Genomic DNA, 12,379 nt, shown 5'->3' with positions numbered 1-12,379 from the left:
CCGTTGCGTCAGCGGGCTAGCGCGAGGGCAACAACGAGCGCCCCGATTCCAGGACCGCCAGTGCCGCCGCACCCAGCAGGCCCGGCTCGGGATTCATGATCGCCTGGGTCGGTACCTTCTCCATGATGTCGCGGAAGCGGCCCTTGGCTTCGAAGCGTTCACGGAAACGGCCGCGTTCCAGCCACGGCAGCAGGATCGGGATCAGCCCGCCGGTGAGGTAGACGCCATCCCACGCGCCGAGCGTGAGCACCAGGTCGCCGGCGACGCTGCCGAAGATGCCGGCGAAGGTTTCCACCGTGCGCGTGCACAGCGGGCAGCTGTCGTCCTTGGCGCGGGCGGTGATGTCCTCGGGCTTGAGGTCGTCCGGCTGGGCGTCGACGATATGGCAGATCGCGTCGTACAGGTTGACCAGGCCCTGGCCGCAGATCAGCCGTTCGTTGGAGACGCGCCCGTACTTGTGGTTGAGATAGCCGAGGATGGCGATGTCTTCCGGCGTATGGGCGGCGAAGCCGGCGTGCCCGCCTTCGGTCTGCAGCACGCTGCAATGTCCGCCCCGCACGAGCAGTCCGCCGACACCCAGGCCGGTACCCGGGCCGACAATGGCGAAGGTCTGCTCGTCCTCGGCGCCGATGATCGGTCGCGCCAGTTTGCCTACGTCGACCAGGTCGTCGCCCTGCAGCAGGGTCACCGCCATGCTCTGCGCTGCGAAATCGTTGACCAGGTGCACGTATTCCAGGCCGAGCGCGCTGGCGGTCTGCTGCGCCGAAATCGCCCAGGGGTTGTTGGTGACCTTGACCGTTTCGCCATCGACGATGCGCCCCGCGGCGGCCACGATGGCGCGGTGCACCTTCAGGCCGGTATCGGCGAGATACTGCTTCGCGGTCGAGACCAGCGACTCGTGCTCGGCCACGCGATAGCGGCGGATGCTGTCGCCGAGCAACGGCTTGTCGCGCGCCGGATCGGCCACTCCGAAACGGACATTGGTGCCACCGAGATCGACGAGCAAGGTGGGGGCGCTGCTGGACTGGCTCATGTAACTTCCTGGCGACGTGAAGCGCCAAGCCTGCCGACGTAACAGCGGTTAGTCCAGTGTTTTGCCGTCCGTACGGCGTGGAATGTGCCGCGGTATCCGCGGGCTGGCCTGCCGCCGAACCGTGGCAAAGTGTCCGGCCGCGACGGGCACGGCATGCAGCGGCGTAAAATGTCCGGATATCGCCCCACGAGATTCCGCCATGAGCTTTCCCGCCACCCGCATGCGCCGCATGCGCCGCGACGCCTTCTCCCGCGCGCTGATGCGCGAGCACACCTTGCTTCCGAGCGACCTGATCATGGTCGCGTTCGTGATCGAGGGCGAAGGCCGGCGCGAGCCGGTGCCGTCGATGCCGGGCGTGGACCGGCTGTCGGTCGACGAGCTGCTGAAGCTGGCCGGCGAATGCGTGCGCCTGGGCATCCCGGCACTGGCGCTGTTCCCCTCGCCCGGTGCCGACGTGAAGTCGCTCGATGCCGCCGAGGCCTGGAATCCCGACAACCTGATGCACCGCGCCACCCGCGCGCTGAAGGCGAAGTATCCCGAGCTGGGCCTGATCGGCGACGTGGCGCTGGACCCGTACACCACCCATGGCCAGGACGGCCTGATCGACGACGACGGCTACGTGATGAACGAGCCCACCGTCGAAGCCCTGATCAGGATGTCGCTGGCCCAGGCCGCAGCCGGCATGGATTTCGTGGCGCCGTCGGACATGATGGACGGCCGCATCGGCGCCATCCGCGACGCGCTGGAAGACGCCGGCCACATCCACACCCGCATCCTCGCCTACTCGGCTAAGTACGCCTCCGCGTTCTACGGCCCGTTCCGCGACGCGGTCGGTTCGGCGGCCAACCTCGGCAAGGGCAACAAGCACACCTACCAGATGGATGTGGGCAACAGCGACGAGGCGCTGCACGAAGTCGAGCTGGACATCTCCGAAGGCGCCGATGCGGTGATGGTGAAGCCGGGCCTGCCGTACCTGGACATCGTGCGCCGGGTGAAGGACACCTTCGGCGTGCCGACCTTCGTCTATCAGGTCAGCGGTGAGTACGCGATGCTGAAGGCGGCGTCGCAGAATGGCTGGCTGGACGAGAAGGCCGTGGTGCTGGAGTCGCTGACTTCGATGAAGCGGGCGGGGGCGGATGCGATTCTTACTTACTATGCGATCGATGCGGCGCGATGGTTGCGCGGGGAGTAGGGGAGGTCAGCTTTGTTATGGCTGCTTTCGACCCGGCATAGCTACTCTAAAAATTGGCTCCGCGAAGATTTAAATCACCATGGGTGACAAGATGCCTTCCGGATTTGTGACTAGCTTTACCATTCGTTGTCAGTCAAAGCGCGCGAAGTGGATCGTTGGCGTCACAGTGGTTCTTGCCGGGCTGAATTTTGTCTCATCGTGGATTGTGAACTATATGAATGGCGGCGCCTCCGCCGTTAATGGGTACATCCGAAACGCTCATTATTTTGTCTGCTCTCATGGCACTTGTTCCGAGGTCTCCAAGCAGATGTGGGAGCGCAGTCGGCGGCCTCTTGTTCGTCGTCGCCATGCTTGCAATTTTTTTTTGCAAAAGGCGAAGTGATCTTTGATTCGACCAAGAGCCCTTAAATACGTGGCTGTGATTTGAAGTCCGTTTGTAGTCGGAAGTGGTTATCCGCTGGCAGATGAGCATGCGCTTCATGCGTACTGCGCAATCCCATTGCCGAACGACCAGTTCTCCTTCGCCACTTCGACAAGATTGATGAACACGTCTTCGGGCCTTAGACCCGGATCGACGGAAAAATTCTCGGCGATACGTCGATACAACGCCTGTTTCTGTTCCACCGTGCGGCCGCTGTTGCAGGTGATCTGCACGATCACCAAATCGTCGTTGCGGGCGATACCGAGATAGTTCGGGTCGTAGTCGAACTCGTCGGCGTCGTGCTGGCTGACCAGGATGAAGCGGTCGTCCTCCGGCACGTTGAAGCTTTCGCGCATGGCCTGGTAGATGCCGTTGCGCAGGGCGGCGATGTGGGCGGACGACTTGCCGCGGCGGAGCGAGATGCGAACCAGTGGCATGGGGATTCTCCACGAGGATGAAGCACGGTAGATGGGGTGAGCGGTGCGAACTCCAACGCCAGCCTGCCGAAGTCGACGCTCGCGATATCGTGATGTGGCCCGACATGCGTCGCAGAAGCAAGAGCTTTCGTGCGCCTGCGGCGCCCGGGGTGTCGTTTTCTCTTGGGTACTTCTCTTTTGGACAAGCAAAAGAGAAGTACCTCGCCCTCCGAAGGAGGGTGAAAGCTCTGCTATTTAGCATGATGGGATGCAGCGAAGGCCCCAGCCACGCTCGCGCGATACCATTGTCATCTCCGACCGCAAGCCCGAGTTCGCCAGCCATGCCCCCCAAGCGCATAGAAATCACCCGCCCCGACGACTGGCACCTGCATCTTCGCGATGGGGATGCGCTGGCCTCGGTGATCGGCCATACCGCCGAGCGCTTCGCGCGTGCCATCGTGATGCCGAACCTGAAGCCGCCGGTGACCACGGTGGCGCAGGCCGAGGATTATCGGCGACGGATCATGGCAAGCCTGCCGGCAGGCTCGCGCTTCCAGCCGCTGATGACGCTCTACCTCACCGAGAACACGCCGGTCGAGGAAATTGTCCGCGCCGCGGCGAGCGACAGCGTGTTTGCCGTGAAGTACTACCCGGCCGGGGCCACCACCAATTCCGACTCGGGTGTGCGCGAGCTGTCGCGCGTGCATGCCGTGCTCGAAGCGATGCAGAAGCACGAACTGCCGCTGCTGCTGCATGGCGAGGTCACCGATCCGGACATCGACATCTTCGACCGCGAGCGCGTATTCATCGAGCGCCACCTGATGCCGCTGCGTGAGCGGTTTCCGGCGCTGCGCATGGTGCTGGAACACATCACCACCCTCGACGCGGTCGAGTTCGTGCGTGGGGCGCCAGCCAACATGGCGGCCACGATCACCGCGCACCATCTGCTGCTCAACCGCAACGCGCTGTTCGAGGGCGGCATCCGCCCGCACAATTATTGTGCGCCGATCCTCAAGCGGGAGGCGCACCGCGCGGCGTTGCTGCAGGCAGCCACCAGCGGCGACGCGCATTTCTTCCTCGGCACGGACAGCGCACCGCATGCCCGCGAGGCGAAGGAAACAGCCTGCGGATGCGCGGGGCTCTATACGGCGCATGCGGCGCTGGAACTGTATGCCGAGGCTTTCGATCAGGTCGGCCGGCTGGATCGGCTGGAAGCGTTTGCCAGCTTTCATGGCCCGGACTTCTATCGCTTGCCGCGCAACCAGGAACGCGTCGCGCTCGAACGCATGCCGTGGATCGTGCCGGACGAATACCCGTTGGCCGGATCCACCTGCAAACCGATGCGCGCTGGCGAGTCCATTGCGTGGTCGCTCGTGGAAACGGCGTCGCCCTGATTTGGCTGGAGCCAGGTCTTCCGACGCATGCGTCGCAAGACCGCTGGAGCAGTTCGGAAATTGCGGGCAGTAGCTGCCTTCAGTAGGCAAACTCGCGGAACACCGGATCCACGCTGCCGTTCCACGCGCCATGGAACAATTCGAGCTTGCGCTCGGCCGGGGTCTGGTTGGCCTGCACGATCTCGATCATCGGTTCCAGGAAGATGCTTTCGTCGGCGCCGTTCTTGTTGAGGCGGGCACGTCGCCGCAGGCCATGGCCTGCGATCTTCAGCGCTTCCTCGGCGAGGTCGCGCACCGTGCCACCACGGAACGGCAGCTTCAGCGCGTGCTTCGGCACGCCGTCGCGCAGCGCGTGGCGTTCCTCGCGGCTGAAGTCCTTGACGAGGTCCCACGCCGCGTCCAGCGCCTGCTGGTCGTAGAGCAGGCCGACCCAGAACGCGGGCAGCGCGCACAGCCGGTTCCACGGGCCGCCGTCGGCGCCGCGCATCTCCAGGTACTGCTTCAGGCGCACCTCGGGGAAGGCGGTGGTGAGGTGGTCGGCGAAGTCCTTCATGGTGGCGTGGACGCCCGGCAGCGTGGGCAGCTCGCCGGCGAGGAAGCGCTTGAAGTCCTGCCCGGCCAGGTCGATGTAGCGGCCGTCCTGGTAGCTGAAGTACATCGGCACGTCGAGGATGTAGTCGACGTAGCGCTCGTAGCCGAAACCGTCGGCGAAGACGAAGTCGAGCATGCCGGTGCGGTCGGGGTCGGTATCGGTCCAGATCTGCGAGCGGTAGGACAGATAGCCGTTTGGACGCCCTTCGGTGAACGGCGAGTCGGCGAACAGCGCGGTGGCGATCGGCTGCAGCGCAAGGCTGGTGCGGAATTTCTTCACCATGTCCGCCTCACTGGAAAAATCCAGGTTCACCTGCACCGTGCAGGTGCGCGTCATCATGTCCAGGCCCAGCGAACCGACCTTGGGCATGTACTCGCGCATGATCTTGTAGCGGCCCTTCGGCATCCATGGCATCTCGTCGCGGCGCCACTTCGGCTGGAAGCCCATGCCGAGGAAGCCAAGGCCCATGCCGTCGGCGATCGAGCGTACTTCCTCCAGGTGCTGGTTCACTTCGCAGCAGGTCTGGTGCACGGTTTCCAGTGGCGCGCCGGAGAGTTCCAGTTGGCCGGCCGGTTCCAGCGTGATCGATGCCTTGTCGCGTGACAACGCGACGGGATTCTCGCCTTCGCGGGCCACGTCCCAGCTGTAGCGGGCGGCCAGTGTCTCCAGCAGCAGCTTGATGCCGCGGTCGCCCTCGAACGTGGGCGGGCGCAGATCGTCGGTGCGGAAACCGAACTTCTCGTGCTCGGTGCCGATGCGCCAGGCCTCGCGTGGCTTCTCGCCGGCGGCGAGGTAGTCGGCCAGTTGCTGGCGACCCGCAATCGGGGTGCTCTTGACGGCACTGGGTATGGACACGGGCAAAGCCTCGCTGGGTGAGCGAGTCACTATGGGGGTGTTGGACGACCACGAAAAGGGGGTGACGGGAAATAATTGTACGTAGTGGTACAGCCGCGGCCGAGTGATCGCCTGCACGGCTTGTCCGGCCAGCTCGCCAAAAACTGCTTCAGTGCGTGGACGCCACGGCAGGGCAGATCAGCCGCGCGGCCAGGTCGGCGGGCAGGCCCGCGCGTCGGCCGACCTCTGCGAGTGGAATGAATTTGCGGCTGGCCTTGAGCATGCGTTCTCGTCCAAGACGATCGTGCGTGCACGCATTGGCGCCGTGATCGAGCAGGCGCCGCACGATGGCGGCATTACCTTCTACGGTCGCCATGTCCAGGGCGTCGGCGGTGTTGGGAGCTTGTCGCGCCTGCACATCGGCATGATGGCGCAACAGGACATCCAGCATGGCCACGTCGCCGCACTCGGTGGCGATCGGCAAGGCGGGTCCGAGTTGCGTGCGCTGATTGCTCACGAGGCCGGCGGCCTCGAGTTGGTTCACTGCTGCCGGACCGCCGAAGCGCGGGTCTTGCTCCATCGTGCCCACGGTCTGCTGGTAGAAGTCGTGCTTGAGTGGAGGCAGCCAACCCATGCCATCGACAGCGGCGCCGTCGTTCAGCAGCCCGTCCACGACGGCAGCCTGACCGGCCCATACGGCGGTGAGCATCGCGGTCTGGCGCCAGAATGCCAAATCGCCGGGTTTCAGTGCGACGAGTTGCTGGCGTACCTGCGGTAGCTTGCCGTCGATCGCGACGACCATCAGCGCGGCCGCGCCGGGGGATGTGTCTTAGGCGCCCTGTTGCCATAGCTGGCGAACCAAAGGTGTGTTCTGGCGGCACAAGGTCGGCATCGACGGTACGTCATCCGTGGCGGACACGGGGTGAGCGGCCAGCAGCATGGCGGCGAGCAGTGCGATACGTGGCAGCATCCTTGTCTCCTTCGCTTGCATGGCGTGCCGCCGATTTCAATCCAGGCGACGGCGATCGGCAAGTGCCCGCAAAGCAACAAGGCCGGCAATGTGCCGGCCTTGCAGGAGGAAGCGGTCGTCCGATCAGCGCTTCATCGAATTGAAGAACTCGTCGTTGGACTTGGTGTTCTTCATCTTGTCGAGCATGAACTCCATCGCGGAGAGCTCGTCCATCGGGTGCAGAAGTTTGCGCAGGATCCAGATCTTGGCCAGCATGTCCGGCTCGATCAGCAGGTCCTCGCGGCGGGTGCCGGAGCGGTTGATGTCGATCGCCGGGTACACGCGCTTCTCGGAGATGCGGCGGCTCAGGTGCACTTCCATGTTGCCGGTGCCCTTGAACTCCTCGTAGATCACCTCGTCCATCTTGCTGCCGGTTTCGGTCAGCGCGGTGGCGATGATGGTCAGCGAACCACCCTCCTCGACGTTGCGCGCGGCGCCGAAGAAACGCTTCGGACGCTGCAGGGCGTTGGCGTCCACACCGCCGGTTAGCACCTTGCCGGAGCTGGGGATCACGGTGTTGTAGGCGCGAGCCAGGCGGGTGATCGAGTCGAGCAGGATGATCACGTCCTTCTTGTGCTCGACCAGGCGCTTGGCGCGCTCGATCACCATCTCGGCGACCTGCACGTGGCGCACGGCCGGCTCGTCGAACGTCGAGGAAATGACCTCGGCGCGCACGGTGCGGGCGATCTCGGTGACTTCCTCCGGGCGCTCGTCGATCAGCAGCATGATCAGATGCGCTTCGGGATGGTTGTACTGGATGGCCTGGGCGATGTTCTGCAGCATCATCGTCTTGCCGGACTTCGGCTGGGAGACGATCAGGCCGCGCTGGCCTTTGCCGATCGGCGCAATCAGGTCGAGGATTCGGCCGGTGATGTCCTCGCTGGAACCGTTGCCGCGCTCGAGCTTGAAGGCCTTGCGCGGGAACAGCGGGGTGAGGTTCTCGAACAGCATCTTGTTCTTCGACGCTTCCGGCGGATCGCCGTTGATGTCGTCGACGCGCAGCATCGCGAAGTAACGCTCGCCTTCCTTCGGGTGGCGCACGCGGCCGGTGATGTAGTCGCCGGTGCGCAGGTTGAAGCGGCGGATCTGGCTGGGCGACACGTAGATGTCATCCGGGCCGGCCAGGTACGACTCGTCGGCCGAGCGCAGGAAGCCGAAGCCGTCCTGCAGGATTTCCAGCACGCCTTCGGCCCAGATGCCGCCGCCGGAGCGGGCGTGCGCCTTGAGCACGTTGAAGATGACGTCCTGCTTGCGCGCACGGGCCACGCCTTCATACACGCCCAGCGATTCGGCGAACTCCAGCAGCTGGATCGCGTTCTTGCGCTTCAGTTCGGTGAGGTTGATGACGCGGTCGTTGCTGCCCGGATCGGCGTTGTCGTCGTCCACCGGCAGGCCGTTCGGGTTGGGGCGCGGATGTTGCGGGCGTGGCTGCTGCGGATTGGGATTGCCGCCGCGCTCGTTGCGCCGGCGCCGGCCACGTCCATCGCGACCTTCGCGACCGCCGTTGTTCTGCCCGGCGTTCGGGTTCTGTCCAGGGCTCTGCTGCTGGGGCGCATTCGACGGCGTGGGCGCGGGGTTCTGGCCCGAAGCCTGCTCTTGCTGCTGCCCCTGCTGCGGCTGCACGTTTGATTCACGCATCTCCGACCCGTGGTGCGGAGGCGATGATTCGCCGCCTTGCGGGGGCGATGTCACGGGCAGGCTGGCCTGTACCGGCGCCGGTCGTTCAGCCGATGCCGATGCCGGCGCCGGCCGGTCGGCAGGAGCGGCTTTTTCGGCGTTCGCCGCGGCGATGGCCGCCGCCGTACGACGCGGCGCGCGTGCACGTGGCTCGGCCTTGCCTTCGCCTGCAGGCTTGGTATCGGCGCTCTTGGCGTCGTTCGGAACTTTATTATCGGTATCGGACACGGGCTATCCTCGCGGGGCGCCGTTGAATTACAGGAGGGAGGGTGTGCGTCGCGCGGAAGGCGCAAGGGGACAGGACTGTCCCGACGGACGCGTTGAATCTAGCACTCGCTGCGTGGCGGCGTAAAGCCTCATGAGCCGGCCGTGCTCAGCCGAGCCGGCTCCGCGCAGCATATTTGCAACGGGTGGATCAGATGGCCTTGTCGATCATCTGGGTCAGCTGCCCCTTGCTGACGGCGCCGATCTGGGTGGCTTCGACCTTGCCGTTCTTGAACACCATCAGGGTCGGAATGCCGCGTACGCCATAGGCGCGCGGCGTCTGCTGGTTCTGATCGATATTGACCTTGACGATGCGCAGCTTGCCTTCGTACTGAACGGCCAGCTCGTCGAGCATCGGCGCGATCGCCTTGCACGGGCCGCACCATTCCGCCCAGAAATCCAGCAATACGGGGGTTTCGGACTTGAGCACCTGCTCGTCGAAGGCGTCGTCATTCACATGGGTAATCAGGTCGCTCACCGGGAATCTCCGTGGCTGGGGCAGGGTGCAAGACAATGGGGTGGCAAACGGGGGAAAACAAGGAGATGGCGACTTGACAGCCCCTCATCAGCTACACTCGGGCGCCCATGAAGCGCGGGTTGTGCGGGGCGGGGGCCGTGCCATGGCGGCAGGTCCTCATTCCAGCGCAACTCCGGGCACGATTCAAGGGCGGCTTGCACAGCCGCCCGTCAGACCGCCGGCAAATACGGCGTCGCCAGCCGCGGCGCGACCTTGTTGACCCTGACGATTGAACCGCTTCGCTGCGCATCGCGCACCCCGTCCTGCACCGTTTCCCGCCGACGTTCGGCGCCTGAATCGAGTGCAGCGCATCACGCCGCCGTCAGGCAAGGTCAACCATCCGCATATGTCACAAACCGTACTCACCGATACCTTCTTCACCAACTTCGATCTTCATCCGCTGCTGCAGCAGGGGCTGGACGACAGCGGCTTCACCCGCTGCACGCCCATCCAGGAGATGACCCTGCCGCTGGCGCTGGCCGGGCGCGACGTCGCCGGCCAGGCACAGACCGGCACCGGCAAGACCTGTGCGTTCCTGGTCGCCTTGATGAACCGCCTGCTGACCACCCCGGCCGTCGCCGACCGCAAGGACAGCGACCCGCGCGCGCTGATCATCGCGCCGACCCGCGAGCTGGCGATCCAGATCGACAAGGATGCCCAGGCGATCGGGCGCCATACCGGTCTGAAGACCGCACTGATCTATGGCGGCGTCGATTACGACAAGCAGCGCCAGCAGCTGAAAGACGGCTGCGACATCATCATCGCCACCCCCGGCCGCATGCTCGACTATCACAAGCAAGGCGTGTTCAGCCTCAACAGCGTCGAGGTGATGGTGATCGACGAGGCCGATCGCATGTTCGACCTCGGCTTCATCAAGGATGTGCGCTTCATCTTCCGCCGCCTGCCGCCACGCGAGCAGCGCCAGGTACTGCTGTTCTCTGCCACGCTGAGCCATCGCGTGCTGGAGCTGGCCTACGAGCACATGCACGAAGCCGAGAAGCTGGTGGTGGAAAGCGACAACGTCACCGCCGACCACGTACGCCAGCTGGTCTACTTCCCGGCCAAGGAAGAGAAGATGCCGTTGCTGCTGAACCTGCTCGACCGCGCCAAGTCGAGCCGCAGCATCATCTTCGTCAACACCAAGGCCGCCGCCGAGCGCATCACCGAGCGGGTCAAGCGCCACGGTTGCCGCGTCGGCGCGATCTCCGGCGACGTGCCGCAGCTGAAGCGGCAGAAGCTGCTGCAGCGCTTCCAGGACGGCCAGCTGGACATCCTGGTCGCCACCGACGTGGCCGCGCGCGGCCTGCACATTCCCGCGGTCAGCCACGTCTTCAACTACGACCTGCCGCACGAGGCCGAGGACTACGTGCACCGCATCGGCCGCACCGCGCGGCTGGGCGCCGAAGGCGACGCGATCAGTTTCGCCTGCGACCTGTATGCGATGTCGCTGCCGGAGATCGAAGCCTATATCGGCCAGAGCATCCCGGTGGCGCAGATGGACCCGGATCTGCTGATCATGCCCAAGCCGCGCGCGATCGATGCCGAGTTCGCCGCGAACGCCGCCGCCGACAGCGCCGCTTTCGGCGATGTGGTGGCCCCGCGCCCCGGTGAAAAGCCGCGCCGTTCCGGCGGTGCCGACCGCAGTGGCGAGCGCAGCGGTTCCGGCCGCAGCGGTTCGCGCCCGCCGCGCGAGCGCAAACCGTTCGTGCCGGTGGTCGACAGCGGCGTCGAAGCGGTGGCCGCGCAGCCGGTCGCCGTATCGGTGCACGTGACCGAACCCGCTGCCGCGGCTGACGGCAGCGACGTCGAAGGCGCGCGCAAGCCGCGCCGCCGTCGTGGTGGTCGCAATCGCCGTCGCGAAGGCGCGCCCGCCGACGGCGTCGAGACCCCCGGCCAGAATGCCGGCGCCACCGAGGGCAATCGCGCGCCGCGGGGCGAGCGTCGTCCGCCGCGCGAACGCAGCGCGGCCGAGTCCGCCGGCGGCGCCCACAACCGGCCGTCGCGCCAGGTGGCGGTGACGTCCGGCAAGACCGAGCATGTTCATCCGAAGAAGCCGGGCCTGTTCCGCCGGCTGACCCGCTTGTTCACCGGCCGATAGGTTCGTTGCTCAATCCCCAGGAAGTACGCGGGGTCGCCATGGACGGCGCCCGCCGGGGCGCGAGGAAGGTGCCGGAAGGGCGGGTGCGACGTGGTGTCCGCACCATCGCTGCGTGAGCAAGCGCGCATTCTGGACGGTCTGCCGCGAGATTGGCCTCGCCCCGGCCTGCTACGCGCGGGAGAGAGAGCTAACGCAGCCGGCTTCCCTTATCCTTGCCGCTGGTACGACGGCATGCAGGCTCGGGGATACGCAGTGATCCAGTTCGATCAAGTCAGCAAGCGCTATGAGGGCGGCCATGAGGCGCTCTCGCAGCTTTCCTTCGAGGTGCCGACCGGCGAGATGGCCTTCATCACCGGACATTCGGGCGCCGGCAAGAGCACGTTGCTCAAGTTGCTGGGGCTGATCGAGCGGCCTTCGCACGGGCTCATCAGCATGGACGGCAAGAGTCTCGCGAAGATCCGCCGCAGCGGCATTCCCAAGTGGCGGCGGCAGATCGGCATGGTGTTCCAGGATCACCGGCTGCTGATGGAGCGCACCGTGTTCGCGAACGTCGAGCTTCCGCTGGTGATTGGCGGCATTGCGCGGCCGGAACGCGCGCGCCGGGTGCGCGCGGCTCTGGAGAAGGTCGGCCTGCTCGCCTACGAACGACAACTGCCTGCCACATTGTCTGCCGGTGAGCAGCAGCGCGTCGGCATCGCCCGGGCGATCGTGGCGCGGCCGACCCTGCTGATCGCCGACGAGCCTACCGGCAACCTCGATCCGCAGCTCGCGGTGGAAATCATGGGCCTGTTCGCCGAGTTTCAGCAGCTTGGCACCACGGTCTTGATCGCCAGTCACGACCTGCCTCTGATCAAGCGCATGAAGAAGCGCGTGATCGTGCTGGATCATGGCCGGCTGGTGGCCGATCTGAGTGCGCAGGAGGTGCTGTGAAC

General features: G+C 65.4%; 11 protein-coding genes. 4 read left to right on the top strand and 7 right to left on the bottom strand.

Annotated elements, in window-relative coordinates:
- Positions 1-16 precede the first annotated feature (16 nt).
- A complete protein-coding gene (gene glk, locus ACFPME_RS08180) occupies positions 17-1,033 on the bottom strand; it encodes a glucokinase (RefSeq protein WP_377304004.1) in 1,017 nt (338 codons plus the stop codon).
- A gap of 199 nt (positions 1,034-1,232) precedes the next feature.
- On the opposite strand from glk, the gene hemB reads away from it, so the two are divergent.
- Positions 1,233-2,225, top strand: a complete 993-nt coding sequence (hemB, locus tag ACFPME_RS08175) for a porphobilinogen synthase (protein WP_377304002.1) — start codon at positions 1,233-1,235, stop codon at positions 2,223-2,225.
- A gap of 477 nt (positions 2,226-2,702) precedes the next feature.
- On the opposite strand, the gene ACFPME_RS08170 is transcribed toward hemB, so the two are convergent.
- On the bottom strand, positions 2,703-3,083 hold the full coding sequence (locus ACFPME_RS08170; RefSeq protein ID WP_377304000.1) for a tautomerase family protein: 381 nt from the start codon (positions 3,081-3,083) through the stop codon (positions 2,703-2,705).
- 320 nt (positions 3,084-3,403) lie between these two features.
- On the opposite strand from ACFPME_RS08170, the gene pyrC reads away from it, so the two are divergent.
- Positions 3,404-4,456 (top strand): dihydroorotase, encoded by a 1,053-nt coding sequence (gene pyrC, locus ACFPME_RS08165; RefSeq protein WP_377303998.1) that lies wholly within the window; start codon positions 3,404-3,406, stop codon positions 4,454-4,456.
- Positions 4,457-4,535: 79 nt separating this feature from the next.
- Here the strand turns inward: pyrC and ACFPME_RS08160 are convergent, their stop codons facing one another.
- The 5 genes from ACFPME_RS08160 to trxA form a co-directional block, all read right to left on the bottom strand.
- On the bottom strand, positions 4,536-5,903 hold the full coding sequence (locus tag ACFPME_RS08160) for a glutamate--cysteine ligase (RefSeq protein WP_377303996.1): 1,368 nt from the start codon (positions 5,901-5,903) through the stop codon (positions 4,536-4,538).
- Positions 5,904-6,051: 148 nt separating this feature from the next.
- Positions 6,052-6,684 (bottom strand): hypothetical protein, encoded by a 633-nt coding sequence (locus ACFPME_RS08155; RefSeq protein WP_377303994.1) that lies wholly within the window; start codon positions 6,682-6,684, stop codon positions 6,052-6,054.
- Positions 6,685-6,711: 27 nt separating this feature from the next.
- Positions 6,712-6,852, bottom strand: coding sequence for a hypothetical protein (locus tag ACFPME_RS08150; protein ID WP_377303992.1), 141 nt, complete (start codon positions 6,850-6,852; stop codon positions 6,712-6,714).
- A 123-nt stretch (positions 6,853-6,975) separates the two neighbouring features.
- A complete protein-coding gene (gene rho / locus ACFPME_RS08145; protein WP_377303990.1) occupies positions 6,976-8,529 on the bottom strand; it encodes a transcription termination factor Rho in 1,554 nt (517 codons plus the stop codon).
- Positions 8,530-8,983: 454 nt separating this feature from the next.
- Complete coding sequence (gene trxA / locus ACFPME_RS08140) at positions 8,984-9,310, bottom strand: thioredoxin TrxA (protein WP_077515629.1); 327 nt, start codon at positions 9,308-9,310, stop codon at positions 8,984-8,986.
- Between the two features lie 385 nt (positions 9,311-9,695).
- On the opposite strand from trxA, the gene ACFPME_RS08135 reads away from it, so the two are divergent.
- Both ACFPME_RS08135 and ftsE read left to right on the top strand, forming a co-directional pair.
- Positions 9,696-11,447, top strand: a complete 1,752-nt coding sequence (locus ACFPME_RS08135; protein ID WP_417715023.1) for a DEAD/DEAH box helicase — start codon at positions 9,696-9,698, stop codon at positions 11,445-11,447.
- 231 nt (positions 11,448-11,678) lie between these two features.
- Complete coding sequence (gene ftsE, locus ACFPME_RS08130; protein ID WP_377303987.1) at positions 11,679-12,377, top strand: cell division ATP-binding protein FtsE; 699 nt, start codon at positions 11,679-11,681, stop codon at positions 12,375-12,377.
- Positions 12,378-12,379 lie beyond the last annotated feature (2 nt).

This window comes from Rhodanobacter umsongensis, from assembly GCF_042654965.1.
GTDB classification, from domain to species: Bacteria; Pseudomonadota; Gammaproteobacteria; order Xanthomonadales; family Rhodanobacteraceae; genus Rhodanobacter; species Rhodanobacter umsongensis.
This window is presented reverse-complemented; position numbering and strand designations above follow the sequence as displayed.

Bases quoted from the DNA above. Each gene is read 5' to 3' on its own strand.
- glk (WP_377304004.1), bottom strand. From the start codon at position 1,033: ATGAGCCAGTCCAGCAGCGCCCCCACCTTGCTCGTCGATCTCGGTGGC.
- hemB (WP_377304002.1), top strand. From the start codon at position 1,233: ATGAGCTTTCCCGCCACCCGCATGCGCCGCATGCGCCGCGACGCCTTC.
- ACFPME_RS08170 (WP_377304000.1), bottom strand. From the start codon at position 3,083: ATGCCACTGGTTCGCATCTCGCTCCGCCGCGGCAAGTCGTCCGCCCAC.
- pyrC (WP_377303998.1), top strand. From the start codon at position 3,404: ATGCCCCCCAAGCGCATAGAAATCACCCGCCCCGACGACTGGCACCTG.
- ACFPME_RS08155 (WP_377303994.1), bottom strand. From the start codon at position 6,684: ATGGTCGTCGCGATCGACGGCAAGCTACCGCAGGTACGCCAGCAACTC.
- ACFPME_RS08150 (WP_377303992.1), bottom strand. From the start codon at position 6,852: ATGCTGCCACGTATCGCACTGCTCGCCGCCATGCTGCTGGCCGCTCAC.
- rho (WP_377303990.1), bottom strand. From the start codon at position 8,529: ATGCGTGAATCAAACGTGCAGCCGCAGCAGGGGCAGCAGCAAGAGCAG.
- ACFPME_RS08135 (WP_417715023.1), top strand. From the start codon at position 9,696: ATGTCACAAACCGTACTCACCGATACCTTCTTCACCAACTTCGATCTT.
- ftsE (WP_377303987.1), top strand. From the start codon at position 11,679: ATGCAGGCTCGGGGATACGCAGTGATCCAGTTCGATCAAGTCAGCAAG.